At 73.9% G+C, this 24,934-nt stretch carries 21 protein-coding genes and 1 pseudogene; 14 read left to right on the top strand and 8 right to left on the bottom strand.

Annotated elements, in window-relative coordinates; genetic code table 11:
- A complete protein-coding gene (locus CLV72_RS22725) occupies positions 1-762 on the top strand; it encodes an SDR family NAD(P)-dependent oxidoreductase (RefSeq protein WP_106249979.1) in 762 nt (253 codons plus the stop codon).
- 61 nt (positions 763-823) lie between these two features.
- Positions 824-2,206, top strand: coding sequence for a flavin monoamine oxidase family protein (locus tag CLV72_RS22720; protein ID WP_245930383.1), 1,383 nt, complete (start codon positions 824-826; stop codon positions 2,204-2,206).
- Positions 2,207-2,282: 76 nt separating this feature from the next.
- Here the strand turns inward: CLV72_RS22720 and CLV72_RS22715 are convergent, their stop codons facing one another.
- The 4 genes from CLV72_RS22715 to CLV72_RS22700 form a co-directional block, all read right to left on the bottom strand.
- Complete coding sequence (locus tag CLV72_RS22715; protein WP_106249977.1) at positions 2,283-4,172, bottom strand: calcineurin-like phosphoesterase C-terminal domain-containing protein; 1,890 nt, start codon at positions 4,170-4,172, stop codon at positions 2,283-2,285.
- A 151-nt stretch (positions 4,173-4,323) separates the two neighbouring features.
- Positions 4,324-5,610 (bottom strand): RNA polymerase sigma factor, encoded by a 1,287-nt coding sequence (locus tag CLV72_RS22710; protein ID WP_245930382.1) that lies wholly within the window; start codon positions 5,608-5,610, stop codon positions 4,324-4,326.
- Positions 5,611-5,994, bottom strand: coding sequence for a YciI family protein (locus CLV72_RS22705; RefSeq protein ID WP_106249974.1), 384 nt, complete (start codon positions 5,992-5,994; stop codon positions 5,611-5,613).
- Between the two features lie 74 nt (positions 5,995-6,068).
- Positions 6,069-6,782 carry a DUF998 domain-containing protein gene (locus tag CLV72_RS22700; RefSeq protein WP_106249972.1) on the bottom strand — a complete coding sequence of 238 codons (714 nt, stop codon included), beginning with the start codon at positions 6,780-6,782 and terminating at the stop codon, positions 6,069-6,071.
- Between the two features lie 289 nt (positions 6,783-7,071).
- Between CLV72_RS22700 and CLV72_RS22695 the strand changes: the two genes are divergently transcribed.
- A complete protein-coding gene (locus tag CLV72_RS22695) occupies positions 7,072-7,809 on the top strand; it encodes a sugar phosphate isomerase/epimerase family protein (RefSeq protein WP_170141079.1) in 738 nt (245 codons plus the stop codon).
- Positions 7,806-8,930: a Gfo/Idh/MocA family protein gene (locus tag CLV72_RS22690; protein ID WP_106249966.1), complete on the top strand. Its 1,125-nt coding sequence runs from the start codon at positions 7,806-7,808 to the stop codon at positions 8,928-8,930. Before CLV72_RS22695 ends, CLV72_RS22690 begins: the two co-directional genes overlap by 4 nt.
- Positions 8,931-8,989: 59 nt before the next feature.
- Here the strand turns inward: CLV72_RS22690 and CLV72_RS22685 are convergent, their stop codons facing one another.
- Positions 8,990-9,595, bottom strand: a complete 606-nt coding sequence (locus CLV72_RS22685; RefSeq protein ID WP_106249964.1) for a TetR/AcrR family transcriptional regulator — start codon at positions 9,593-9,595, stop codon at positions 8,990-8,992.
- A 159-nt stretch (positions 9,596-9,754) separates the two neighbouring features.
- On the opposite strand from CLV72_RS22685, the gene CLV72_RS22680 reads away from it, so the two are divergent.
- Together CLV72_RS22680 and CLV72_RS22675 are read left to right on the top strand one after the other, a co-directional pair.
- On the top strand, positions 9,755-10,417 hold the full coding sequence (locus CLV72_RS22680; protein ID WP_106249961.1) for a GPP34 family phosphoprotein: 663 nt from the start codon (positions 9,755-9,757) through the stop codon (positions 10,415-10,417).
- Between the two features lie 47 nt (positions 10,418-10,464).
- The gene (locus tag CLV72_RS22675; RefSeq protein ID WP_106249958.1) at positions 10,465-11,193 is read left to right on the top strand and encodes a CPBP family intramembrane glutamic endopeptidase; all 729 of its coding nucleotides are present in this window, start codon (positions 10,465-10,467) and stop codon (positions 11,191-11,193) included.
- Positions 11,194-11,234: 41 nt separating this feature from the next.
- Here CLV72_RS22675 and CLV72_RS22670 read toward each other — a convergent pair whose 3' ends face one another.
- Both CLV72_RS22670 and CLV72_RS22665 read right to left on the bottom strand, forming a co-directional pair.
- Entirely contained in the window at positions 11,235-12,641 is a 1,407-nt protein-coding gene (locus CLV72_RS22670) for a GH1 family beta-glucosidase (protein WP_106249956.1), read from the bottom strand.
- A gap of 55 nt (positions 12,642-12,696) precedes the next feature.
- Positions 12,697-13,653 carry a D-2-hydroxyacid dehydrogenase gene (locus CLV72_RS22665; protein WP_106249953.1) on the bottom strand — a complete coding sequence of 319 codons (957 nt, stop codon included), beginning with the start codon at positions 13,651-13,653 and terminating at the stop codon, positions 12,697-12,699.
- A 67-nt stretch (positions 13,654-13,720) separates the two neighbouring features.
- Here CLV72_RS22665 and CLV72_RS22660 point away from each other — a divergent pair, with 67 nt between their 5' ends.
- The 8 genes and pseudogenes from CLV72_RS22660 to CLV72_RS22625 all read left to right on the top strand — a co-directional run bounded on the left by CLV72_RS22660 (position 13,721) and on the right by CLV72_RS22625 (position 24,196).
- Positions 13,721-14,470, top strand: coding sequence for a FadR/GntR family transcriptional regulator (locus tag CLV72_RS22660; RefSeq protein WP_106249950.1), 750 nt, complete (start codon positions 13,721-13,723; stop codon positions 14,468-14,470).
- Between the two features lie 129 nt (positions 14,471-14,599).
- Positions 14,600-15,430, top strand: coding sequence for a hydroxypyruvate isomerase family protein (locus tag CLV72_RS22655; protein ID WP_106250440.1), 831 nt, complete (start codon positions 14,600-14,602; stop codon positions 15,428-15,430).
- A 97-nt stretch (positions 15,431-15,527) separates the two neighbouring features.
- Positions 15,528-16,433, top strand: a pseudogene (locus CLV72_RS22650) (2-hydroxy-3-oxopropionate reductase); the annotation flags it as partial.
- Positions 16,434-16,865: 432 nt separating this feature from the next.
- Positions 16,866-18,950 carry an alpha-amylase family protein gene (locus CLV72_RS22645; RefSeq protein ID WP_245930381.1) on the top strand — a complete coding sequence of 695 codons (2,085 nt, stop codon included), beginning with the start codon at positions 16,866-16,868 and terminating at the stop codon, positions 18,948-18,950.
- Entirely contained in the window at positions 18,947-20,962 is a 2,016-nt protein-coding gene (locus tag CLV72_RS22640) for an alpha-amylase family protein (protein WP_106249942.1), read from the top strand. Before CLV72_RS22645 ends, CLV72_RS22640 begins: the two co-directional genes overlap by 4 nt.
- Before the next feature lie 112 nt (positions 20,963-21,074).
- Complete coding sequence (locus CLV72_RS22635) at positions 21,075-22,361, top strand: ABC transporter substrate-binding protein (RefSeq protein ID WP_106249940.1); 1,287 nt, start codon at positions 21,075-21,077, stop codon at positions 22,359-22,361.
- Positions 22,362-22,364: 3 nt separating this feature from the next.
- Positions 22,365-23,318 carry a carbohydrate ABC transporter permease gene (locus CLV72_RS22630; protein WP_211303045.1) on the top strand — a complete coding sequence of 318 codons (954 nt, stop codon included), beginning with the start codon at positions 22,365-22,367 and terminating at the stop codon, positions 23,316-23,318.
- Positions 23,318-24,196, top strand: a complete 879-nt coding sequence (locus CLV72_RS22625; RefSeq protein ID WP_106249935.1) for a carbohydrate ABC transporter permease — start codon at positions 23,318-23,320, stop codon at positions 24,194-24,196. Before CLV72_RS22630 ends, CLV72_RS22625 begins: the two co-directional genes overlap by 1 nt.
- 13 nt (positions 24,197-24,209) lie before the next feature.
- Here CLV72_RS22625 and CLV72_RS22620 read toward each other — a convergent pair whose 3' ends face one another.
- The gene (locus CLV72_RS22620) at positions 24,210-24,899 is read right to left on the bottom strand and encodes a GntR family transcriptional regulator (RefSeq protein ID WP_106249934.1); all 690 of its coding nucleotides are present in this window, start codon (positions 24,897-24,899) and stop codon (positions 24,210-24,212) included.
- Positions 24,900-24,934 lie beyond the last annotated feature (35 nt).

Here is a 24,934-nt window from a genome sequence, read left to right as displayed (position 1 = left end):
GTGAAGTACCTGGTGGTCGGCGGTACCTCCGGTATCGGCGCCGAGACCGTCCGCCTGCTGGCCGGGATCGAGGGCGCGACGGTCGTCTTCAGCGGCCGCGACGAGGCGGCGGCCGCGCGGCTGGCCGACTCGCTGGAGCCGGCGCGGCGCGCCCGCACCGTGTTCGCGCGCTCCGACGTCACCTCGCCGTCCGACACCGACGCGCTCTTCGAGCGCGTCCGCGCCCTCCCCGGTGACCTGCACGGCGCCTTCAACGCGGCCGGGGTCGCGGGGGCCGACGGCCCGCTGCGCGGCGTCCCCTTCCACCAGGCCGACGAGCGCGCCTTCGACCGGGTGATCGAGGTGAACGTCAAGGGCACCTGGCGCTGCCTGCGCGCCGAACTGGCCGCCATGGCGCCCCAGGGCTTCGGCTCCATCGTCAACTGCGCCTCGGTCGCCGGCCTGCGCTCGGCCGACAGCATGTCGGCCTCCTACACCGCGAGCAAGCACGCCGTGGTCGGCCTCACCCGCAGCCTCGCCGCCGAGTACGCCGCGAGCGGCATCCGGGTCAACGCGGTCTGCCCCGGCGTCATCGACACCCCGATGCTCGGCGGCATGCGCGAGGAACTGCTGGCGGACCTGCGCAGGAAGAACCCGGCCGCCCGCATCGGCACCGCCCGCGAGGTCGCGGAGGCCGTCCTCTTCCTGCTGTCGGACCGGGCCGGCTACATCAGCGGCACGACCCTCACCGTGGACGCGGGCGGCCTGACCGGCGCCCTGTGAGCGCGGCCGGAGGCGGCACTCCGGCACCGGCCGGCGCGTTGTCCCCGCAAGAAGCCGGTCGATGGAGAGGGCGATGATGGAGCACGTGGCGGTCGCGATCGTCGGGGCCGGGCTGTCCGGGCTGGCGGCGGCGCGATACCTGCGTTCAGAGGGCGTGGACTCGCTGGCCGTGCTGGAGGGCTCCCCGGAGCCCGGGGGCCGGGCCGGGCTGCTGCCGCCCACACCGGGGGCGCGGCCCGACGACGACGCCGCCCCGGGGCGCATGTTCGTCCGCCACTCCGACCGCGCGGTACTGGACCTCGCCGAGGAGCTCGGCGTCGGAGCGGAGGAGGCCGAGCCCGCCCAGGCGCTGGACGCCCTGCGCGTCGACGAGTCCGGCGAGACCGCGGTGAGCACCGAGAACATCCCCCTGGGCACCTCCTGGTGGACGCGGCTGCGCAACGAGTGGGTCCTGGGCCGGCTCGCCCGGCTCACCGGCGACCTGGATCCGGCCGAGCCGTGGCGGTCCGCCGGCGCGGAGGAACTGGACGCCCAGACCGCGCACACCTGGCTGCGGACCCACTCCTCCGACGACGACGTGCTCGAACTGGTCGAGGAGCAGCTGACCTTCGAGGCGGGCCTGCCCGCCGACCGCATCAGCATGCTGTGGCTGCTCGCCCACGTCGGCCCGGTGCTGGACGACGACCGGGAACCGCTCCGGCTGAGCCCCGTCGAGCTGCTGGAGCGGCTGGCCGACGCGGTGGGCGGCGTCCGCACCGGGCACCACGTCGCGCGGATCGAGCAGGACGCCGAGGGGGCGCGCCTGTCCGGCTCCTGGGGCTCGCTCAGCGCCGACCGGGTCATCCTGGCGCTCTCGCCGGCCGACGCGCAGCGCGTCGACTTCGCCCCGGGCCTGCCGTCGAGCCGGGTGCGGATGCAGCGGCAGTGGCCGCAGGCGGAGATCGTCCGCACCGACATCACCTACTGGCGGCCGTTCTGGCGCAACCGCGGCCTGTCCGGCGAGGCCGTCTTCGACGGCGGCATCCCCGCCTGGACCTTCGACGACAGCCCCGCCGACGCCTCCTTCGGCCGCCTGGTCGCCCACACCTACACCTTCGGCGACGCCGACCCGCTCGGCGCCGACCAGAGCGTCATCGACGCGCCCGAGCGGCACCGCAGCGTGCTGCTCGCCAGCCTGGAGCAGGCCTTCGGCCCGCTGGCCGCCGACCCGCTCGCCTTCGTCCGCTCCTCGGCCGGCCCCGACTCCTACAACCGGGCCTACCAGTCCCCGACCCCGCCGGGCTTCCTCACCGAGTTCGGCCCGCTGCTGCGCCGCCCGGCCGGGCGGATCCACTGGGCGGCCACCGAGACCGCCGCCTTCCCCGCCAACGGCACCCTGGAGGGCGCGGTCACCAGCGGGGTGCGCGCCGCGGCCGAGGTGCTGAAGGCGCGGGCCGCGAGCTGACGGACGGGCGCGGCGGCCGCGGACGGCCGGGGCCGCCACCGGACGCGGTGGCGGCCCCGGGACGGGCGGGCGGCGGCTACCGCTCCTCGACGACGTGGAAGTCGATCACGTCGGTGAAGGCGCGGCCGTGGGCGTCGGTCGCGGTGACCACGGCGCGGTGCGGGCCCGCGTCGAGGTCGGCGGGGAGCTCGTAGCGCCAGATGTGCATGGCGCGGTCGGCGAGGCTGCCGCCGTTGACCAGCTGCTGGGCGGCGGCGTACGGGTCCGACCACTCCGGGCCGATCCGCTGGTCCTCGCCCTGGAGCGGCTGGGTGCGGGTGGCCGGGCGGGCCCGGCCGCGGTCGATCGAGACCTCGACCGTGGAGCCGGTGGAGCCGATCCAGAAGTTGGTGGTGAGCCAGGTGGTGCCGGCCAGGTCCTCGCGGTCCACCACGAGCGGGTCGCCGAGCTCCGGCGCCTCGCCCACGGGCTCGTCGTTCCAGTCCTGCCGCTCGGCGTACCACTCGCGGTAGGTCGGGCTGTTGATGCCCAGCTGGGTCTGCTCGCCGTCGTCCCTGCCGGTCGCGGTGTAGCGCTCGCGGAAGGAGTCGCGCCGGATGTCGAGGGTGAGCAGGCCGGGAGGGGCGCCGTCGCGGCCGACCGCGAGGGGGTAGCCGTGCTCGGTCAGCTCACCGGAGTACCAGTCGCCGGAGATGGCGCCGGCGGTGATGTGCGGGAAGGGCAGGCCCTCGATGCCGAAGAGCTCGTTCCAGCCCTGGACGAGGTCGCCGGTCCGCATGTTCTCCACCGAGTGGCTGTGCCCGGCGATGGCGACGGCCCTGCGCCCCTCAAGCAGCTCGTAGACCTCGCGCACCTGGGCGACCTGGTGGACCGCGCTGCCCTCGTCGGCGAAGTTGAGCAGGCCGATGTGGCCGGCCACCACGACCAGCTTGTCCTCGTCCACCCGGGCCAGGTCCCGCTCCAGCCAGGCCAGCTGCTCCTCGTCGAGCCAGCCGATGTAGCGGGGGGTGTTCTCCGGGTCGTCGCAGTGCGCGCCGAGCCGGTCGTTGATGTCGTCGTCCGGGGTGCACGGGTAGCGCACCGTGTTCAGCGCCACGATGTGCACATCGCCCACGTCGTAGGAGTAGTAGGTGGGCGCGAGCTGGGCGCGGAAGGTGTCGAAGGCGTGCTCGGGGCTCGCGGAGTCGAAGTCCAGGTCGTGGTTGCCGGGCAGGAAGCGGGCGGGCCCGTTGGTCAGGCCGGTCAGCTCCCGCACGTCCGGGTAGAGCGACAGGTCGTCGCCGACGACGTCGCCGACGAACAGGGTGCCGCAGCCCTGGTAGTCGTGCCGTCCGGCGAGGTCGCTGATCGCGCCCCGGCGGGCGTACTCGACCTCGGTCTCGTTGTAGGTCTGGAGGTCGCCGGCCATCACGCAGTGCTGCTCCGCCGCCCGGGTGAGCCCGCTGCGCACGAGGGGGAAGTTCACCGCGTCGGGGAGCGGCCCGGTGGGGGCGAGACCGCCGTAGCGCAGCTGCGGGGAGCCCTCGGGCAGGTGGTGGTAGTGGAACTGCGCGACATTGGCCTCGTCCACCGGCACCTGGTAGCCGGACGGCTGGGTGACGAACACCGTCATGTTGTCGTAGACGGGCAGCTCGTAGCGGCCGCGCCGGTCGGTGGTCACCACGTCGCGCCCGTTGGAGACCACGACACCGGCGAGACCGCGCTCGTTGCGGTCGGCGGTGCTGTCGCGGTCGCGGTCGACGAAGACGTGGCCGGTCAGCACGGAGGGGTCGGCCGGGCCCTCCGGCGTGCGGACCACCTCGACCTGGCCGCGGTAGGCGGTCGCGTTCCAGCCGGCGGCGAGGGGGTCCGCCGCGGTGTCGGCGGCGGCGGGGAGCGCCGCGGCCGAGCCGGCGACCGCGAGGACGGTGAGGGCCGTCAGGGCCGCGCGGAGCTTACCGCGTCGCCGCGGTGAGTTTCTCAACATGCACTGTCTCCGGTTGGTGGGGGGGTGCCGGCCCCGTGGCCAGCGGAGACCGATCCTGCATAACGGAACTGAACTGGGTCCCCCACTCGGCGTGAACATCGGTTGCAGTGGGGGTCGGCCTGCGGGTGGCCTGCGGCTCGACCCTTCCGCCTCAGCTCGGAGCGGTCGAGGCGGCTCGCCGCAGCAGCAGCCGCCGTTCGGCGGCGTTGGCGGTGAGCTCGGCCGCGCGCCGGTAGGCGGCGCCGGCCTCGCCGCGCCGTCCCGCCCACGCGAGCAGTTCGCCCTCGACGGCGTGGCGCTGCGGATAGCGGTCGAGCGAGCCCGCGGGCAGGGTGGCGAGCACGGCCAGCCCGGCCGCGGCGCCGTGGGCGCGGCCGTGCGCGGCGGCGCGGTTGAGGGTGACGACGGGGGTGGGCTGGTGCCGCTCCAGCGTGTCGTAGAGCCCGGCGATGCGCGCCCAGTCGGTGTCCTGCGCCGACGGGGCGGCGGCGTGGCAGCCGGCGATCGCGGCCTGCAGCACGTAGGGCCCGACCGAGCCGAGGCGGTGCGCGCGGGCCAGCGCGGCGAAGCCGCGGCCGATGAGCAGCCGGTCCCACCGGCCGCGGTCCTGGTCCTGCAGGAGTACGGGCGCGCCCTCGGCGTCGTGGCGGGCGGCGGCCCGGGACTGGGTGAACTCCAGCAGCGCCAGCAGCCCCTGCGCCTCGGCGTGCCCGGGCACCAGGGCGGCGGTGCGCCGGGCCAGGCGCAGCGCGTCGTGGCACAGCTCGGGGCGCATCCAGTCCTCGCCCGAGCTGGCGCTGTAGCCCTCGTTGAAGATCAGGTAGATGACCTCCAGCACCGACGACAGCCGCTCGGGGAGGTCGGCCGGCTCGGGCATGTGCAGCCCGATCCCCTTGTCGCGGAGGGTCTTCTTGGCGCGCGACACGCGCTGGCCGACCACGGAGTCCGCCACCAGGAAGGCCCGCGCGATCTGAGGGGTGCTCAGCCCGGCCAGGCAGCGCAGCGTCAGCGCCACCCGGTACTCGCGGCGCAGCTCGGGGTGGCAGGCGGCGAACAGCAGCCGCAGCTCGTCGTCGCCGACCGGGTCGTCGAGGGCGGCGTCGGCCTCGTCCGCCGGGCGCACCGAGGGGTCCTCGCCCTGCCGGTAGACCTGGTGGCCGAGGCCCTGCACGGTGCGCCGGTGCAGGGCCTCGCGCCGGAAGCCGTCCACGGCGCGGTTCTTCGCGGTGGTCATCAGCCAGCCTCCGGGGTTGGGCGGTGTTCCGGTGGCCGGCCACTGCTGGAGCGCGGCGAGCAGCGCGTCCTGCGCCAGGTCCTCGGCCAGGCCGATATCGCCGGTGAACCGGGCCAGCGCCGCGATCAGCCGGGCGGACTCGATCCGCCAGACCGCTTCGACGGCCTCGCGCCCGGCCACCGGGTCCGGGGGAGCGGCGGGCACTCAGGCCCCAGCGCCCTCGGGGGCGGGCAGGTCCTCGGGCCCGAACACCCGCAGCACCGTCGCCTCGCCCTGCCACGCGGGCCAGTGCTCGGCGTGCAGCGCGACGAAGCGCCGCGCCCACTCCACCGCCTCGGCCTTGGTGCGGGTGTCGTAGAGGGCGTAGCTGATCATCTCCTTGGACTCCGCGAACGGGCCGTCGGTGACCGTGACGGCGTCGCCGTCGAGCGTCACCCGGGCGCCGTCGGCGCTGGGCGCCAGGCCCGCGTTGTCGAGCATCGCGCCGGAGGCGACGGCCTCCTGGCCCAGCCGCATGATCGCGGCCATCAGCTCGGCGGGCGGGGGCTCCTGCGGCGGGGCGGCCTGCAGGATGACGAGGTAGCGCATGGCCGGATCTCCTTCTGGTCGGTTCGTCGGCAATGATGGCGGATCGGCGCCGGTAGCTGCGTGCGCCGCACCGGTCATCCGTTGGTGTCGGGCATCTGGCGGTAGCGGTGCACCGCCAGCACGGCGAGCAGCCCGAGCGCGGACACCGCCCCGGCGGTGAAGACGGGGATGCCGGCGCCGCCCAGGGCGCCCGACGCCATCCCCGCGAAGGAGGCCAGGAAGAACGCGCCGGTGATCCGGGAGGCCGCGGCCAGCCGGGTGAAGCCCTCGCGGCCCAGCCGCCGGGCGAGCACCCACAGCCCGGCCGCCAGGCACGGGAAGCCGACGGCGCCCGAGGCCAGGTGGACCAGGGCGCCGGCGCTCATCGCCGCGGGCGCGGGGACGCCGGCCGGGAAGCCGCCGCCGGCGTCGACGGGGAAGATCCCCGCCACGACCATGCTGAGCCCGAAGACCCCGATCAGGACCGGCGCCCACAGCGCCGCCGGGCCGCTCCGCAGCGCCCGGCGCAGCCCCACCGCGAAGGCGATCACCATCGCCCCGCTGAGGACGAAGTTCGCGACCTGCACCCAGCCGAACTCGCCGAGCGCGAGCTGGCTCCAGGCGTGCCGCGCCGGGTCGAAGCCCTCCCGCAGCACGGCCTGCGCCGAAGAGACCGCGACGTACACCGGCCCGGCGAGCACCCCGTATCCCAGCAGCGACTTGGTGACCCGGTCGGCGGTCAGCTCACCCGGCGCCGAGACCGTCCCGGCGCGGGTGGGGATGGTGCCGGTGATCGCGGACGTGTTCATGGCGGACCTCCTGCGGTTCGGGACCGGCCGTTCCGGCCCCACACCCCCTCCACGAACGGGCTCTTGCGTTTTTGCAGCGGTGCCGGAGAAATTTCTTCAGTGCTCCGGATCGCGGGGTGCCGGGTGGGGAACGCGTGCACCGCCGGGCGGAAAGTCCCCTCCCGACCTCGCCTGGATGAATCTTCCAATGTAAGAATTCGGATGTGCGCACCCCCCGTGCCGCACTACCGTGGTCGGCGCGCGTTCGAGCACCGGCGTACGGGCGACGCGCCTGACGAGAAGGGTTCCGATGCCGACGACATCCGTGCAGCTGTACTCGGTCCGCGACGCGGTCGCCGACGACCTGGACGGCGCGGTCGCGCGCCTGGCCGGGATCGGCTTCGCGCACGTGGAGCCGTACGCGTTCCACCTGCGCGCCGAGGACTACCGCCGCGCCTTCGCCGCCGCCGGGGTGACGGCCCCGTCCGGCCATGCGGCGGTCATCGACTCCGACCGGCCCGAGGACGCCTTCGACGCCGCGGCCGCGCTGGGCATGGCGACCGTGATCGACCCCTTCGTCCCGGCCGAGCGCTGGCAGACCCTGGACCAGGTCGCGAGCCTCGCCGACCGCGTCAACGCGCTGGCCGAACTCGCGTCCGCGCGCGGGGTGGAGTTCGGCTACCACAACCACGCCTGGGAGCTGAGCACCCGGATCGACGGCCGCCCCGTCCTGGAGCTGTTCGCCGAGCGGCTGGAGCCCCGGGTCGTGCTGGAGGTCGACACCTACTGGGCCGCCGTCGGCGGCGCCGACCCGGCCGCCCTGCTGCGCGGCCTCGGCGAGCGGGTACGGCTGATCCACGTCAAGGACGGCACGCTCGACGGCGACGTGGCCCGGCAGCAGCCCGTCGGCAGCGGGGAGGTCGACGTGCGGGGCGTCCTCGCCGCCGCGCCGGAGGCGGTCCGCGTCGTGGAGTTCGACGCCTACGCCGGGGACCTGTTCGAGGGCCTTGCCGGGTCGCTCGCGTGGCTCGCGGAGAACGACAGATGACGCGCCCGGGAGCCGCCGGCGTCGGCGTCATCGGCGCCGGGAACATCTCCTCGCAGTACCTGGCGAACCTGACCCGCTTCCCCGACGTCGAGGTGCGCTTCGTCGCCGACCTCGACACCGCCCGCGCCGCCGCGCAGGCCGCGGCCTACGGCGTCGGCGCCTCGGGGACCGTCGCCGAACTGCTCGGCCGCGAGGACATCGAGGTGGTGCTGAACCTCACCCACCCCGCCGTGCACACCGAGGTCGGGCACCTGATCCTCGCCGCGGGCAAGCACGTGTGGAGCGAGAAGCCCCTCGCGCTCGACAGCGCCTCCGCAGCGGCGCTGCTCGCCGAGGCGGCCTCGGCCGGGCTGCGGGTCGCCTGCGCGCCCGACACGGTGCTCGGCCCGGGCACCCAGGCCGCGCTGCGCGCCATCGCCCGGGGCGACATCGGCCGCCCGCTGACGGCGACCACGATGTTCCACGTGCCGGGCCCGGAGTCGTGGCACCCCGCCCCCGACTTCCTCTTCGCGCCGGGCGCCGGGCCCCTGTTCGACATGGGGCCGTACTACGTGACGGCGCTCGTGCACGTCTTCGGCGGCGCCACCAGGGTCCAGGCGGTCGCCTCCACCGCGCGGCCGACCCGCACCATCGCCACCGGGCCGCGTGCGGGCGAGGAGTTCCCGGTGCTGGTGCCCACCCACCACGCGGCGCTGATCGAGTTCGGCGAGGGGCGCTCCGCCCAGTCCGTCTTCTCCTTCCAGCACGCCATGCCGCGCGCCGGCGTCGTGGAGGTCAACGGCACCGAGGGCACGCTCGTGCTGCCCGACCCGAACACCTTCGACCAGGACATCGCGCTGTGGCGCTACGGCGCGGACGAACCGGTGGCGATCTCGGCCGGCGGCGCCGACTACGGGCGCGGGGCCGGGGTGGTCGACCTGGTGCGCGCCATCCGGACCGGCGGCGAGGAGCGGGCGTCGGGCGCGGTCGCCTCCCACGTCCTGGACGTGCTGCTCGGCATCCGCGACGCCGCGGAGAGCGGACGGCCGGTGGAGATCGACTCCAGCGTGGCCCCCGTCGCCCCGCTGCCCGAGGGCTGGGACCCGGCGGCGCCCACCCTCGCGGGCCTGCCCGGAACCTGAGGCGTCCGCGGGGCGCCGCCGTGCGGAAGCGCACCGGCGGCGCCCCAAGCGCCGGGCGGTCAGCCGCCGCGGGTCGGGGGGAGCAGCCGGGCGAGGACGGCCAGCGAGCGGCGCACGTCCACCCCGTCCGGATCCAGCAGCCACTGGAGCTGCAGCCCGTCCGACGCGGCGGCCACCAGCGCCGCCGCGTCGTCGGGGTCGATGTCCGCGGCGATCGTCCCGGCCTTCTGGCCGGCCCGCACCCGCTCGGCCAGGTCGGCGCGGACCCGCCGGAAGCGCTCCTGGACGAACTCGCGGGTCACCGGGTGCGCCCCCGCCTGGAGCGCGTCGGTGGTGAGCGTCGCGTACAGCTCGACCAGCCCGGGGATGGCGCGGTTGCGCAGGGCGCTGCGGTCCATCAGGTCGACCGCCGACACCTCCGGCTCCGCGTCGCACTCCGCCCGCGACTCGTGCTCGCGGTACACCTCCACCAGCAGCTCGTCGCGGGAGGCGAAGTAGTAGCGCAGGGCGGCGTGCGACACGCCGATCGCCTCGCCGATCGCGCGCAGTGACGCGCCCACGCCGCGTGCGGCGAAGACCTCGATGGCGCGCGTCAGGATCTCGGCGCGCCGCTGCGGCCCCTGCCGGTACGACCGCCCGCCCGTGTTCGCCGTGCGCTTCGCCATTCCGTCATCGTAAGCGCGGGCCGCCGCCGTGCACCTGCCCGGCCCGCGCGCCGGCGCCACCAGTGACGCCACGTCACGGCCGCACCCGGAGGAACGTCACGGCGGGGTGGTGACACGGCCCCACTGCCGGACACGGCCGCGCGGCGGTGGAATCGGAGCATGCCTTCCACACCCGACGCCGACCTGACCCTGCCGCAGCGCCTCTACCTGCTCAGCTACGACCTGGACAAGGACCGGTTCGACCCCGTCAGCACCGCCTACCGGGGCCAGCTGCTGTGCGCCGCCGCCCTGGCCGACCTGACCCTCGGCGGGCGGCTCAGCGCCCGCGGGGGCCGGGCCGAGCGCACCGCCGCCGGCCCGCCCGGCGACCCCTTCCTGGCCGAGGTGCTCTCCGACATCTCCCCGGACCGGCCGATGCACTGGATCACCGGCCTCTACCACCGGATGGGCGGCGCCGAGGAGGCCGTGCTCGACGGGCTCGCCGCGCGGGGGGCGGTCGCGGTGGACCGCGGCCGGGCGCTGGACCTGGTCCCCACCCGCACGGTCGCCCTCAAGCGGCCCGACCGCGTCCGCCTGCTGCGCGACCGCACCCGCGAGGCGCTCGTCGCGGGCCGCGAGGCGGCGGCGGTCCCCATGGCGGACGCGGCCGTGCTGGTGATCGCGGCCGAAGGCGACGTCTGGGCCGCGCTCAGCCCGCAGGAGCGCTCGGCGCACCGGCCGGCCCTCACCGCGCTCCAGCGGCGCTTCGACGCCGAGATCCCCGGCCTGCGCACCGCCATCCGCACGGCCGTCATGGCCACCGGCAGGGGCGCCGTCTACTAGCCCGGACCCCGAGACCACCAGAGACCCAGAGACAAGGAGGGCCCGCCATGCCGACCCGCCCCGAGCCCCCGCACGCGTCCGCTCCGGCCGCCACCGCCGCCGAGAAGCGCCCGGGCTGGCCCGAGATCATCATCGGCCTGCTCACCGCCCTGGCCGCCACCGCCGCGGTGATCCCCTTCGGCCCGGCCGGGCTGGACCTGGAGCCGGTGGCCTACGGACTCGTGCTGACCGCCTGGTCCGGCCTCATCGGCCTCGCCGGCTTCGCCGCGGCCGCGCTCATCCGCATCCGCTCCTGGGGCGCGTTCGGCGTGCGCCGCACCACCTGGCGCTGGATGGCCATCGGCGTCGCCGCCGGCCTGGCCGCCTTCGTGGTCAAAGGGGTGGCGAACTACGCCGTCATCACCCTGACCGGCTTCGACGCCGATCCCCAGGGCGCCTACTACGACGCGGCCGGCGGCGGCGTGCTGCCGCTGATCCTCACCTTCCTGTTCCTGTCCTTCCTCACCCCTCTCGGCGAGGAGTTCCTGTTCCGCGGCGTCATCACCACCGCCCTGCTGCGCTACGGCCCCGTCATCGGCGTCGTGGCGAGCTCGGTGGTCTTCGGCCTCTTCCACGGCGTCAACATCGCGCTGCCCTCGGCCATCGTGGTGGGCCTCTTCGCCGCCGAGATGCTGCGCCGCAGCGGCTCCATCTGGCCCGCCGTGGCCGTCCACACCGTCAACAACCTCGGCCTGCCCCTGTTCGTAGTGCTGACCGGAGCCACCGGCCCGGCGTGAGGTGCCGCGCAGGTCCCCGAGTCCGCCCCCGAGGGGCGGACTCAGCCGGTCGCGCCGCGGCGCTCCCGGTGCGCGCGCAGCAGGTCCTTGTACCAGTGGTAGCTGTCCTTGGGAGTGCGGGACAGGTCGTCGTAGTCGACGGCGATGATGCCGAACCTGCGGTCGTAGCCGTAGGCCCACTCGAAGTTGTCGAGCAGGGACCAGACGAAGTAGCCGCGCACGTCGGCTCCGGCGGCGATGGCGCCGGCGAGGGCGGTGAGGTGGTCGCGCAGGTAGGCGACGCGGTCCCCGTCGTGCACGCGGCCGTCTTCGGCCGGTACGTCGGCTTCGGCGGAGCCGTTCTCGGTGATGAGGACCGGCGGCAGCTCGGGATAGCGGCGGCGCAGGTCGAGCAGGAGCTCGGCGAAGGACTCCGGGACCACCGGCCAGCCCATGGTGGTGTGGCGCACGCCCTCGATCGGCACCTCCTCCGCGCCGATGTCGACGGCGGTGCGGGCCGCAGCGTCGGGGAGCGGCGCGTGCCGGATCCGCAGCGGCCGGTAGTAGTTCAGCCCGAGGAAGTCCAGCGGCTGGGCGATGAGCGAGGTGTCCGCGGGGCGGCGGTAGCCGCCGTCGGCCATGGCGCCCCAGGTGTCGGCCTCGTTCGCGGGATAGCGGCCGCGCAGCAGCGGGTCGAGCCACACCCGGTTGTGCAGCGTCTCCGCGCGGTCCACGGCCGCGGCGTCCTCGGGGGAGTCGGAGGCCGGGATCAGGCGGTCCAGGTTGAGGGTGATGCCGACCTCCGCCGCGCGCCCGTGCTCCGCAGCCGAGGCCCGCAGCTCCCTGGCGGCGAGGCCGTGGGCCACCAGCAGGTGGTGGGCGGCGGCGAGCGCCGGGGTGCCCTCCCGGGTGCCGGGAGCGTGCCGCCCCACCGCGTGGCCGACGAAGGCGGCGCAGTGCGGTTCGTTGAGGGTGATCCAGCGCCGCACCCGGTCGCCCAGGCGGTCCGCCACCGTGCGCGCGTACGCGGCGAAGTGCTCGGCCGTGGAGCGGACGCGCCAGCCGCCATCGTCCTCCAGCGCCTGGGGGAGGTCCCAGTGGTAGAGCGTGACCACGGGTTCGATCCCCGCGTCGCACAGGGCGTCGACGAGGCGGTCGTAGAAGGCCAGGCCCCCGGGGTTGACCGGGCCCGATCCGGTCGGCACGACGCGCGGCCACGCGGTGGAGAAGCGGTAGGCGTCCACCCCGAGCTCCTTGAGCAGGGCGACGTCCTCCGGATACCGGTGGTAGTGGTCGCAGGCGACGTCGCCGGTCTCGCCGCGGGCGACGCGGCCGGGCGTGCGGCAGTAGGTGTCCCAGATGGAGGGGCCGCGCCCGTCCTCGTCGGCCGCGCCTTCGATCTGGTAGGCCGCGGTCGCGGCGCCGAAGAGGAATCCGGGCGGGAACGCGGGCAGCTCGGGGCCGCTCATGGTGTGTCTCCGATCGCTGTGTGTCCGGGGGCGGGCGGTGGGCCGTCCGGGAAGATCAGTATCCGGCGGACTTGTCGACCACGTTGACCAGCGGCCGGCCCTGGACGTGGCGGCGCAGGTTGTCGACGAAGACCTCCAGCCCGCGGCGCCGGGTCGCCTCCGTGGTGGCTCCGTTGTGCGGGGTGACGATGACGTTCGGCAGCTCCCAGAAGGGGCTGGACTCCGGCAGCGGCTCCTCGCCGTGGGCGTCGAGCCCGGCTCCGGCGATCCACCCCTCGGTGAGCGCCCGCAGCAGCGCCCGGTCGGACACGATGCCGCCGCGCGAGACCACGACCAGGTGCGCCGACTCCTTCATCGCCTTCAGCTCCGGCTCGCCGATGAGCCCCGCGGTGGCCGGGGTGCCCGGGGCGGTGACCACCACGAAGTCGGACTCGGCCAGCACCAGGTGCAGGTCCTCGGGGGGATGGACCGCGTCGACGCCCGGACACGGCAGGCCGGTCCGGCGGCGCACCCCGAGCACCTGCATGTGGAAGGCCCGCGCCTTGGCCGCCAGGTCGAGGCCGCAGTGGCCGAGGCCGATGATCCCGCAGGTGAGGCCGTTGAGCTCGCCGTGCTGGAAGCGCTCCCACCGGTGCCCGGCCTGGGCCCGCGCCCACCGGGGGGCGTCCCTGTTCAGCATCAGCATGAGCATCATGGCGTGCTCGGCCAGCGGGATCGCGCCATTGCCGGTGGAGGAGGTGAGGACCGCCGGGTGCTCGTCCAGGCCGGCCGCGAGATCGCCGTTCACGCCCGCGGCCCAGCTGTGCACCCAGCGCACGGCGGAGGCCGCGGCCAGCTCCGCCCGGTTCGGGCTGCCGGCGATGACGGTCGCCGCGGCCAGCAGTTCGGCGCGGTCGCCGAGCCGCCGGACGAAGTCCACCGGGGCGCCCGCCGCCGCGGCGCGGATCCGCTCCTCCTCGGCGGGCTCGAAGCGCCCGCTCACGAGCACCGGTCCGTGCTCCGGCACGACCATCACACCCTTCGTTGGCTCTGGTATTTTGGTCCGACCGGTCAGGAGAGTACAGGGACGGAGTGTTCCGATGCCACAGGAGGGTCGCCCGGTCTTCCGCGCCGTCGAGCGCTCCAAGGTCTACTCCTCCGTGGCCGACCAGATCCTGGCCGGGGTGCGCTCGGGCGCCTTCCCGCCCGGTACGCCGCTGCCCGCCGAGCGGGTGCTGGCCGAGCGCTTCGAGGTCGGCCGCGGCTCGGTGCGCGAGGCCATCCGGGTGCTGGAGCACGCCGGCGTGCTCGACGTGCGCGTCGGCAGCGGCACCTACGTGGTCGGCGACGGCGGCTCGCAGGAGCGCGTGCTCCGGGCCCGCGCCGCGGTCGCCGGCGAGCACAGCCCGCTGGACCTCATCGTGGCCAGGGCGGCGCTCGAACCCGTGTGCGCCGAGCACGCGGCGAGCGCGCGCAACACCAACGACCTGCGCGTCCTCGAAGAACTCGTGCTCGAACAGGAGCGCGCGGTCCGCGAGGGGGAGGACCCCTCGGCCGCGGACGCCGACTTCCACCTGGCGGTGGCGGCCGCCTCCCACAACAGCGTGCTCTTCGCCCTGGAGCGGACCCTGGTGGAGCTGATGCGCGAGCGCATGTGGAGCGAGCTGAAGGACCACTCCCGCAGCAGGGGCCGGCGCGCCGAGCGCTACCTGGAGCACCACCGCCAGGTGCTGCGCGCCGTCGAGCGGCGCGACCACCGGCGGGCCCGGCAGCTGATGGCCGTGCACATGAGCGAGATCGAGACGGACCTGCTGACGGAGCTGGGCTCCTCGCCCGACGGTGCGCACTAGCGGGCCGCCCCCGGCTTGACATGGCGCGCGGCGCCCACTTAGCTTCACCATCGGTCAGGTGGTCGGACCAATTTCTCGATGCTCCGCAGTGGTCCGGCCGATCGCGGCACCGAAGCGAAGGGGGACGCCGTGGACACACCACGCTACGCCGTGAACTGCTCGATCATGATGAAGGACCGGCCGCCCGAGGGGAGGCTGGCGGCGGTCCGCGAGGCCGGCTTCGAGGCGGTGGAGTTCTGGTGGCCGTTCGGCACGCCCGCGCCCGCCCCGGACGAGGTCGACGGCTTCGTCGGCATGGTCCGCGCCTCGGGCCTGCGGCTGGTCGGGCTCAACCTCTACGCGGGCGACATGGCCGGCGGCGACAGGGGCGTGGTCTCCTGGCCCGACAGCTACCAGGAACTGCTGGCGAGCGCGCGGGTGGCGCGCCGCGTCGGCGAGGCGCTGGGCTGCCGGTCCTTCAACGCCCTGTACGGCAACCGCCGCGACGACCAGCCCGCCGCCGAGCAGGACGCCGCGGCCGTCCGCGCCCTGGGCGCGGTCGCCCGCGAACTCGCCGAGATCGGCGGCACCGTGCTGGTCGAGCCGGTCAGCGGCGCCCCGGCCTACCCGCTGCGCACGGCGGACGCGGTGGTCGAGGTGATCGACCGGGTCGAGCGCGAGACGGGGGCGGACAACCTGGGCCTCCTCTTCGACATGTACCATCTGGCCGCCAACGGCGACGACGTGCCGGCGGCCCTGGACCGGCACCGCGACCGCGTCCGCCACGTCCAGTTGGCCGACGCGCCCGGCCGCGGCGCCCCGGGCACGGGGGCGCTCCCGCTGCGCGACTGGCTGGCCGACCTGCTCGCGGGCGGCTACCAGGACTGGACGGCCCTGGAGCACGCGGGCGAGGGGGCGGAGCCCTTCGGCTGGACGCGTTCGTCGGAGCTGCCGGGCCTGCCCGGCGGCCGGGCGGCGTGAGGCCGGCCCGGCACCGCGGGCCGACCGCCGCGGAACACCCCGCCGCGGAACACCCCGGCGCGCCGTCCGGCGCGCCGGCACCGACACAGACCGGGAGGTCCCATTGAGTGCGCGCACGATCGCGTTCATCGGCCTGGGCGTCATGGGCGCCCCCATGGCGGCCAACCTCGTCCGGGCCGGCTTCGACGTGGTGGGGTACAACCGCACCGCCGCGAGGACCGACGCCCTGGTGGCCGCCGGCGGCCGCGCCGCGCCCTCGGCGGCCGAGGCGGCCGAAGGCGCCGACGCCGTCATCACGATGCTGCCCGACTCCCCGGACGTGGAGTCCGTAGTGCTGGGCGAGGGCAAGGTCCTGGACCGGATGCGGCCCGGCTCCCTGCTCATCGACATGAGCACCATCCGCCCCGACGTGGCCCGCGCCCTCGCCCTGGCCGGGGCCGAGGCCGGCGTCCGGGTCCTGGACGCCCCCGTCAGCGGCGGCGAGCAGGGGGCGGTCGAGGCGAAGCTCTCGATCATGGTCGGCGGCGAGGAGGACGCCTTCGACGCCGCCCGCCCGGTGCTGGACGCGCTGGGCGCGACGGTGGTCCACGTCGGCCCGGCCGGTGCCGGGCAGACCGTGAAGGCGGCCAACCAGCTGATCGTCGCCGGGGTGATCGAGCTGGTCTCCGAGGCGCTGGTCTTCCTGGACGCCCACGGAGTGGACCGCGGCAGCGCCGTGCGGGTCCTGGCCGGCGGCCTGGCCGGCAGCGCGGTGCTGGACCGCAAGGCCCCGTCGATGCTCGCCCGCGACTTCGACCCGGGCTTCCGCGTCGACCTCCACCACAAGGACCTCGGCATCGTGACGGCCGCCGCCCGCGAGGCCGGCGTCGCCATCCCCATGGGCGCCCTGGCCGCAAGCCTCATGGCCTCCCTCCGAGCCCAGGGCTTCGGCGACCTGGACCACTCGGCACTACTACTCCAGGTAGAACGCTTGTCCGGCCGCGAAGGAGAAACCTCCAACTAAGCCCATAGGGCGCCTGCCGGCCTTCCGACAGGCGCCCTCGGCGCGTTCGTCGCAGAACTCGCCCCGCCACGCCGGGCGGCTCACCCGTGTCCCAGGCGGCGAGCGGGGTCCCCAAAGCTCAGAAGGAATCCCCCGCGCCGAAGGCGGCAGAGCGGGGGTCCCGCGCCGAAGGCGCGCCTGCAGGACTCGCCGCGCCGAATGGCGCCTCCCGCGCCGAAGGCGGCAGAGCGGGGGTCCCGCGCCGAAGGCGGTAGAGCGGAGGTCAATTGTTAGGCTTGAAATATTGTCTGACAATGTGCCTATACTGGCCGGCCGCCGCAGCGGAGCGCCACCGGTCCGGAGGGCGGGCCGCGCCCGCGCGGCACCGCCGACGAGAGGACCAGCCATATGGCGCAGGGTGCGACGGAGAAGCGGCCCACGGCCACGGCCTCCGTGCCACGCACATCCGACTGGCATCTGGGCGCGACACGGTGGACCCAGCTCACGCTGACCGAGAACGACCCCGGGCGCTTCGACCCCGGCTTCTGGATCGAGGTCATGCGCGAGAGCAGGTCCAACGCGGCCTGCATCAGCGCGGGCGGCTACATCGCCTTCTATCCGACGGACGTCCCCTACCACTACCGGAGCGCCCACCTCGGCGACACCGACCCCTTCGGCGCCCTGGTCGACGGGGCGCGCGGCCTCGGCATGCACGTCATGGCCCGGGTGGACCCGCACGCCGTCCACGCCGACGCCGCCCGCGCGCACCCCGAATGGCTGGCGCGCACGGCCGACGGGAAGCCGGTGGAGCACTGGGGATACCCCGGCATCTGGCTGACCTGCCCCTTCGGGCCCTACAACCGCGAGTTCATCACCGAGGTGGCCAGGGAGATCGTCACCCGCTACGACGTGGACGCCGTCTTCGCCAACCGCTGGCAGGGCCACGGCATCTCCTACAGCGAGGCGGCGCTGCGCGGCTTCCGCGACGAGACCGGCTTCGACCTGCCGCGCCGGGAAGGCGACGCCGCGGACCCCGCCTGGCGCGCGTACGTGCTGTGGCGGCGGCGCAGGCTGAGCGAGCTGGTGAGCCTGTGGGACCAGGCGGTGCGCGACATCCGCCCGCACGCCCGCTTCATCCCCAACCTGGGCAGCATCGCAGCGCGCGACCTGGACCGCACCATGCTGGCCAGGCACTTCCCCTTCTTCCTCATCGACAAGCAGGGCCGCTCCGGGGTGGAGGCGCCGTGGTCGGCCGGCCGCAACGGCAAGCGGAGCCGGGCGGTCTTCAGAGACCGGCCGGTCGGGCTGATCACCTCGATCGGCCCCGAGCACCACCAGCACCGCTGGAAGGACTCGGTGTCGCCGGGGGCGGAGACGACCATGTGGATCGTCGACGGCTTCGCGCAGGGCGCCTTCCCGTGGTTCACCAAGTTCAACGGCATGGTCCCCGACCGCCGCTGGGTGCGCCCGGTGGCCGACGCCTTCGCCCTGCACGAGCGGCTGGAGCCCGAACTCGCCGCCCGCCGGATCACCGCGGAGGTGGCGCTGCTGGAGACGGGCGGCTCCGAGCCCTCGGGCGGCGGCGCCCGCGCGCACGAGGACGGCTTCTACCACGCCCTGGTCGAGGCCCGCATCCCCTTCGAGATCGTCGCCGAGCAGAACCTGACCGCCGAGGAGCTGGACCGCTTCAGGGTGCTGGTGCTGCCCAACGCCGAGCGGCTGAGCACGGCCCAGTGCCGGACCATCCAGGACTTCGCCGAGTCCGGCGGAGGCGTCGTCGCCGCGCACCGCTCCTCGCTGGATGACGAGTACGGCACCCCGCGGGCCAACTTCGGGCTGGCCGAGGTCTTCGGCGCCGATCTGAGCATGCCGGTGCGCGGTCCGGTCAAGAACAACTACATCGCGCTCACCGGTGAGCATCCCGTCGCCGGCGGTTTCGGCGGCGCCGAGCGGATCATCGGCGGTACCGAGCTGATCGACGTGACCGCCCGGCCGGGCACCGAGGTGCCCTTCCGCTTCGTCCCCGACTACCCGGACCTGCCGATGGAGGAGGTGTATCCGCGGGCGGAGCCGTCGAGCCCCGCGGTCGTCGCCAGGGAGCTGCCCGGGGGCGGGCGCTCGGTCTACGTGCCCTTCAACCTCGGCTCCCTGTTCTGGGAGGCGCTGCAGCCCGACCACGGCACGCTGATCGCCGACAGCGTCCGCTGGGCCCTCGGCGGGCCGGAGCGGGTCCGGGTCCGCGGGCGCGGCCTGGTCGACCTGGCGGTCTGGGAGAACTCCGAGTCGGTCGCGGTGCTCATCGTGAACCTGACCAATCCCATGGCGCTCAAGGGCCCGATGCGCGAGATCATCCCGCTGCCCGAGCAGGAGGTCTCGGTCGCGCTGCCGGAGGGTGCGGTCGGCGCCCGCGCCCGCCTGCTGGTCGCCGGTGCCGAGGTGCCGGTCGGCGTCCGGGACGGGCGCGCGGAGCTCACCGTGGGCGGCGCGGAGCTGATGGAGGCCGTCCGCCTCAGCTGGATCCGGGACGAACGGCCATGAGCGCGGACGAGCTGTGGTGGCGGCGGCCCTTCCAGATGTTCCAGACCAACCTCAGGGAGATCGACGCCGGGCTCGACGTCGAGCGGGTGCTGGACTACCTGGAAGACTTCGGGGCGCGCGCCTGGCTGCTGAGCGTCGGCGGCATCGTCTCCAACTACCCCACCGACCTGGAGTTCCAGACCCGCAACCCCGCACTGGCCGAACGCCCCTCGGGCGACCTGGTGGGCGACGCGGTCGCGGCCGCGGGCCGACGGGGGATACGGGTGCTGGCCCGGATGGACTTCTCCAAGGTCGACCACCGGCGCGCCGAGCGCCATCCGGAGTGGTGCTTCACCGGCGCCGACGGGACGCAGCAGGTGTACAACGGCCTGACCAGCGTCTGCCCGAGCGGCGACTACTACCAGCACCGCCTCTTCGAGGTGGTCGACGAGGTCCTCGACCGCTATGCGGTCGACGGCTTCTTCTTCAACTGGATGTCCTTCAACGAGGTCGACTACAGCAAGGCCCACCGGGGCTGCTGCCACTGCCTGGCCTGCCGGCGCGGCTTCGCCGCCTTCGCGCCCGGCACGGAACTGCCGGCCGGGCCCGGCTCCCCGGGGTACCCCGCCTGGCGGCGGTTCACGGCGGGCGTGCTGGACGAGCTGACCGCCCGGGTGCGCGCCCACGTCAGCGCGCGGCGGCCCGCGGCGCCGCTCATCCTCGGCGACCGCGCCGACATCGTCTTCCACGAGGCCAACAACGCGGTCGGGCGCACCCTGTGGCACCACCGGACGGCCGAGCACGTCAGCGCGGCCCGGACCCACCGGCCGGACGTGCCCGTGCTCACCAACGCCGTGGCCTTCGTGGACATGCCCTACCGGCTGGCGGGGGAGGAGCCCAACCACTTCGCCCAGTACCTGGTCCAGGCGATCGCACGCGGCGCCAACCCCTCCACCTACATCATGGGGACCCCGGACGACGTCGGCTACGAGTGCCTGGACGTGGCCGGGGAGCTGACCCGCTTCCACCGCGACCACGACGCCTTCTACCGCGATCTCGCCCCGGCGGCCCGCGTCCTGCTCGTCCGGCCGGATCCGCTGAAGCTCGCCCCGGAGCGCCTGGAGGAGGCGACGGGGGAGTTCCGCGGCCTGTACTCGGCGCTGCTCGAAGCGCACGTCCCCTTCGATGTGCTGCCCGAGCCCCGGGTGCCGGATGTCGCCGCCCAGGGCCGCCTGGACGGGTACGGGCTGGTCGTGCTGCCCGACCTGGGGCCGCTGGACCCCGCGGCGGCCGCCGCGCTGGGGCGCTTCGCCCGGGGCGGGGGAGGGGTGCTCGCCACCGGGGCGAGCGGCTTCGACGGCGAGGGCTCCCAGCTCGACGGCTCCCCGGTGCTGCGCCGGACCGCGGTCCGCGACACCGTCGAGTCGGTGCGCTCGATGCACCTGCGCCGCCCCGGGCGGGACGGGGCGCGGCCGAGGGGCGAGCTGCCGGTCGTGGGCGCCTTCCATGTGGTCGAGCCGTCGCCGGACGCCGAGACGGACCTGCCGGTGCTGTCCCGCGCCCCCTACGGTCCGCCGGAGAAGTGCCACGGCCATCTGCCCCTGGACATCCCCGGGGCGCTGTGGCGGGCCCACGGGGCGGGCCAGGTGGCGGTGCTGCCGTGGACGCCGGGCCGCGCCTACCACCAGGTGGGCTTGAGCGGGCACCGCGACGTGTTCGTCGAGGCCGCGCTGCGCACCGCGAACGGCCCGGTGCGGGTCGACACCGACCTGCCCGAGCAGGTCGAGGTCGTGCTGGGCGGCTCGGCGGCCGGGGGCGTGGTGCATCTGATCAACCACTCCGGCGAGGTGCCGCAGGGCTTCCGCGCGCCGCTGCCGGTCCACGGGCGCCGGCTGCGGGTGCCGTGGTGGTCGCGCCAGCCCTCCTTCGCGCTGCGCTCCCGTACCGGTCTGGACCCGGACGGCGCCGGCGCGCTGCCCCGCCTCGATCTGTTCGAAGTGCTGGTCGAGCGGCCTCCCGTCGCCGATCGGTAACTTTGTAAAACAAGTATTCATGAATTATTGACAGGCGAGATCTCCATCGGAAACATGGCCTGTCAGCTTGCACACTCACCCGGGTGATTCCCCCCGCAGTGAAGGGACTGTGATGAGAGACTTCGATCGGCGCGCTTTCCTCGCGCTGGCCGGCATGAGCGCGCTGGGGGCGTCCGCGCTCCTGTCGGGCTGCGGCGGCGGCAGCGGTTCGGGGATCGCCCTCAGGTACGCGTGGTGGGGCAACACCGTCCGCCAGCAGAACTACGAGCGCGCGCTGCAGCAGTTCCAGGAGGCGAACCCCGGCATCACCGTCGACCCGGAGTTCGCCGAGTACACCGCGTTCCAGGAGCGGATGACCACCCAGATGGCGGCCCGCAACGTCGCCGACATCTTCTGGATCGCCTCCCCCCAGGTGATGACCTACCAGGCGGCCGGCCTGTACCGCCCGCTCAGCGACATCCCCACCCTGGACCTCTCCGACTACAGCGAGGCCGACATCGCGGCCTTCTCCCTCAACGGCGAACTCCTCACCATGCCGCACGGCGTCTTCGTCCCGGTGGTCCGCTACAACGAGACCTTCCTCGAAGAGGACGGAGCGGAGCTGCCGGGTGAGGACTGGAACTGGGACCAGCTCTCGGAGTTCCTGATCGACTACGCCGCGAACGCCCCCGAGGGGCGCACCGGCGCCAGCTACACGCCCGACCAGGACATGGCCTTCGAGGCCTGGCTGCGCCAGCGCGGCCAGGACCTGTGGACCGCCGAGGGGACCGTCGGCTTCGACGCGGAGGCGCTGGGCGACTGGTTCGAGTGGTGGCGGGTGCTCCTGGACCGGGGGGCGGTGCTCAGCCTGGGCGAGCAGGAGGGCATGCAGCCCGACTTCGCCGACATCGGCGAACGGGTCCTGGTCAACTTTGGCAGCTCCAACCACATCATCGACGAGGCGGCGATGTTCCCCGACTGGCGGTACCGGCTCCGGTCCGTCCCGGTCGCCCCGGACGCGGCCGACGGCCACCGCTTCACCTACTATCCGCGCCTCGCCGTCTACCAGGGCATCGACGACGAGAAGCTGGAGGCCGCCGGGCGGCTGATCGACTACAACGTCAACAACGCCGACTTCCTGCGGACCGTCGGCCTCACCATGGGGGCGCCGCCCAACCCGCGGCTGCTGCAGGAGGCGTACGACTTCGCCTCCGAGGACGAGACGGAGATGCTGGCCGTGGTCGAGGCCGACCGCGCCGAGGAGCAGCGGCCCCGGTACGAGGCGCCGCCCGGGACCGGCACCTGGCGCGAGGCCCTGTCGCGCGCCTCCGAGACCATCGCCCTGGGCGACTCCAGCGTCTCGGCGGTGGCCGAGTCGCTGATCGCCGAGATCCAGGCCGGCATCGACCAGGCGGCGTAGGGCGTGGCGACCGCAGTGAAGAGCCGCCGCTCCGGGCCGGACGCGCCCGAGCGGGGCCGCCCCGCCCGGCCGGTCTCGCCGGAGCGGCGGCAGGGCCGCGCCGCGTACGTCTTCCTGACGCCCTGGCTGCTGGGCCTGTGCCTGGTGACGGCCGTACCGCTGGGCGCCTCGCTCTACCTGGCCTTCACCGACTACAACATCCTCAGCACGCCGAACTTCACCGGGCTCGACAACTTCGAGCGCATGCTCGGCGACGAGCGCTTCTGGGCGGCCTGCGCCGTCACCGCCCGGTACGTGTTCGTCTCGGTCCCGCTGCAGCTGGTCTTCGCGCTGCTGCTGGCCGTCGCGCTCGACCGCGGGCTGCGCGGGCTGGCCTTCTACCGCGGCGGCTTCTACCTGCCCTCGCTGCTGGGATCGAGCGTCGCGATCGCGATCCTGTGGCGCGAGCTGTTCGGCCACGACGGCCTGGTCAACGACGCCCTCGCCTTTGTCGGGATCGAGGGGCAGAGCTGGCTGCAGAACCCGTCGACCGCCCTGTCGACCCTGATCGTGCTGAACGTGTGGACCTTCGGCTCGCCCATGGTGATCTTCCTGGCGGGCCTGCGGCAGATCCCCGAGCAGTACTACGAGGCGGCCCGCGTCGACGGCGCCTCACGCCTCAGGCAGTTCTGGCACATCACCGTGCCGATCCTGACCCCGATCATCTTCTTCAACCTCATCCTGCAGACCATCGGGGCCTTCCAGACCTTCACCCAGGCGCATGTCATCAGCGGCGGGACCGGCGGCCCGGTCGACTCCACCCTCTTCTACACGCTGTACGTGTACCAGCAGGGGTTCAGGGACTTCGACATGGGCTACGCCTCCGCGCTGGCCTGGGTCCTGCTGCTGGTGATCGGCGCCGTGACCGCGGTCCACTTCGTCCTGTCCAAGTACTGGGTCTTCTACGGAGACGACTGATGATCGACGCCGCACCGCTCGCCGACGCGGGCGCCCGGCGGCGGCGCCGCAGGCGTCCGCCGACCGCGCTCCTCAAGCACGGCGCCCTGCTGCTCTTCCTGAGCCTGATGGTCTACCCGCTGGTCTGGATGGTCGTCAGCGCCTTCAAGCCGGCGCACCTCATCCTGACCGACCCCGGGCTGATCCCCGCCGAGGTCACCTTCGAGAACTTCCAGGAGGGCTGGTACGCCCTCAACCGGCCGTTCTCGCTGTTCTTCGTCAACTCCCTCGTGGTGACCGTCGGCTCGATCCTGGGCAACCTCTTCTCCTGCTCACTGGCGGCCTACGCGCTGGCCCGGCTGGAGTTCCGGACCCGCCGCCTGTTCTTCGCGATCACGCTCGTCTCGGTCATGCTGCCGATGCACGTGCTGATCATCCCGCAGTACATCTTCTTCTCCCAGCTCGGCTGGGTGGACACCTACCTGCCGCTGCTGATCCCCAAGCTGCTGGCGACCGACGCCTTCTTCGTCTTCCTCATGGTGCAGTTCATCAGGGGGATCCCGCGCGACCTCGACCGCGCCGCCGCGATCGACGGGGCCGGGCCCTTCCGGATCTTCTGGTACGTGGTCTTCCCGCTGATGCGCCCCGCCCTGGTGACCACGACCATCTTCACCTTCATCTGGACGTGGAACGACTTCTTCACACCGCTCATCTACCTGACGTCGACGGACATGTACACCGTGCCGGTCGCGCTGAGTTCGATGGTCAGCGCGGAGAGCCAGCAGGGAATCGGAATGCTGTTCGCGATGTCGCTGCTCTCACTGCTCCCGGTGATCCTCTTCTTCGTCTTCGCGCAGCGCTACCTGATCCGCGGAATGGTAACCAGCGGCCTCAAATGACGGCCGCCGAGGGCTATTCGGCCTCGGCCGCCTCCTGGGCCGCGGGCTCCAACTGCGCGAGGAGGCGGTCGCGGGCGTGGTCCAGATGAATCGCCAGGCTGAGGCGGGCCGCCTCGGGATCACCGGCCTGGATGCCCGCGAGGATGGTGGCGTGCTCGTGGGCGACGGTGCTGCCCTGCGCGGAGCGGTGGGCCTGGAAGCGGCCCATGGTCAGGTGGACCTCGCCCATGATGAGCTCGTGCATCCTGCTCAGCCGGTCGCTGCCCGCGCCGGAGACCAGCGCGGTGTGGAAGGCGATGTCGGCGTCGACCTGCTTCTCGAAGTTGCCGTCCCTGGCCGCGGCCTCGATGAGCAGCTGCGCCTCCGCCGCCTCGGCGGGCACCCGGCCGGCGCCGGCCAGGACGGTCACCGCCGCGCTCTCCACCGTGCCGCGGCTGAAGAAGAGGTCGCGGATCTCCTCGGCATGGAAATCGGGGACGACCGCCGTCTTGTGAGCCGAGCGACGGAGCAGGCCGAGCACGGTCAGCCGCTCCAGGCACGCCTTCGCGGTCGGGCGCGCGACGTCGTATTCGGTGGCGATCCGGTGCTCGGTCAGTTTCTCGCCGGCCGCTATGTCGCCGTTCACGATTCGGCGGCGCAGGGACTGGTAAAGCGCGTCGGTCAGAGACGAAGGCGCGAGGGTGAAGTTGGCCTGTCGGTTCACGGATTCATGGTGCCACAATCACATCACTGACACAT

This window comes from Allonocardiopsis opalescens, assembly GCF_003002095.1.
Taxonomy (GTDB): domain Bacteria; phylum Actinomycetota; class Actinomycetes; order Streptosporangiales; family Streptosporangiaceae; genus Allonocardiopsis; species Allonocardiopsis opalescens.
The sequence above is the reverse complement of the archived record's forward strand: the minus strand, read 5'-3'. Positions and strand labels throughout refer to the sequence as shown.

Bases quoted from the DNA above. Each gene is read 5' to 3' on its own strand.
- CLV72_RS22720 (WP_245930383.1), top strand. From the start codon at position 824: ATGGAGAGGGCGATGATGGAGCACGTGGCGGTCGCGATCGTCGGGGCC.
- CLV72_RS22715 (WP_106249977.1), bottom strand. From the start codon at position 4,172: ATGTTGAGAAACTCACCGCGGCGACGCGGTAAGCTCCGCGCGGCCCTG.
- CLV72_RS22705 (WP_106249974.1), bottom strand. From the start codon at position 5,994: ATGCGCTACCTCGTCATCCTGCAGGCCGCCCCGCCGCAGGAGCCCCCG.
- CLV72_RS22700 (WP_106249972.1), bottom strand. From the start codon at position 6,782: ATGAACACGTCCGCGATCACCGGCACCATCCCCACCCGCGCCGGGACG.
- CLV72_RS22695 (WP_170141079.1), top strand. From the start codon at position 7,072: ATGCCGACGACATCCGTGCAGCTGTACTCGGTCCGCGACGCGGTCGCC.
- CLV72_RS22690 (WP_106249966.1), top strand. From the start codon at position 7,806: ATGACGCGCCCGGGAGCCGCCGGCGTCGGCGTCATCGGCGCCGGGAAC.
- CLV72_RS22685 (WP_106249964.1), bottom strand. From the start codon at position 9,595: ATGGCGAAGCGCACGGCGAACACGGGCGGGCGGTCGTACCGGCAGGGG.
- CLV72_RS22680 (WP_106249961.1), top strand. From the start codon at position 9,755: ATGCCTTCCACACCCGACGCCGACCTGACCCTGCCGCAGCGCCTCTAC.
- CLV72_RS22675 (WP_106249958.1), top strand. From the start codon at position 10,465: ATGCCGACCCGCCCCGAGCCCCCGCACGCGTCCGCTCCGGCCGCCACC.
- CLV72_RS22670 (WP_106249956.1), bottom strand. From the start codon at position 12,641: ATGAGCGGCCCCGAGCTGCCCGCGTTCCCGCCCGGATTCCTCTTCGGC.
- CLV72_RS22665 (WP_106249953.1), bottom strand. From the start codon at position 13,653: ATGGTCGTGCCGGAGCACGGACCGGTGCTCGTGAGCGGGCGCTTCGAG.
- CLV72_RS22660 (WP_106249950.1), top strand. From the start codon at position 13,721: ATGCCACAGGAGGGTCGCCCGGTCTTCCGCGCCGTCGAGCGCTCCAAG.
- CLV72_RS22640 (WP_106249942.1), top strand. From the start codon at position 18,947: ATGAGCGCGGACGAGCTGTGGTGGCGGCGGCCCTTCCAGATGTTCCAG.
- CLV72_RS22635 (WP_106249940.1), top strand. From the start codon at position 21,075: ATGAGAGACTTCGATCGGCGCGCTTTCCTCGCGCTGGCCGGCATGAGC.
- CLV72_RS22625 (WP_106249935.1), top strand. From the start codon at position 23,318: ATGATCGACGCCGCACCGCTCGCCGACGCGGGCGCCCGGCGGCGGCGC.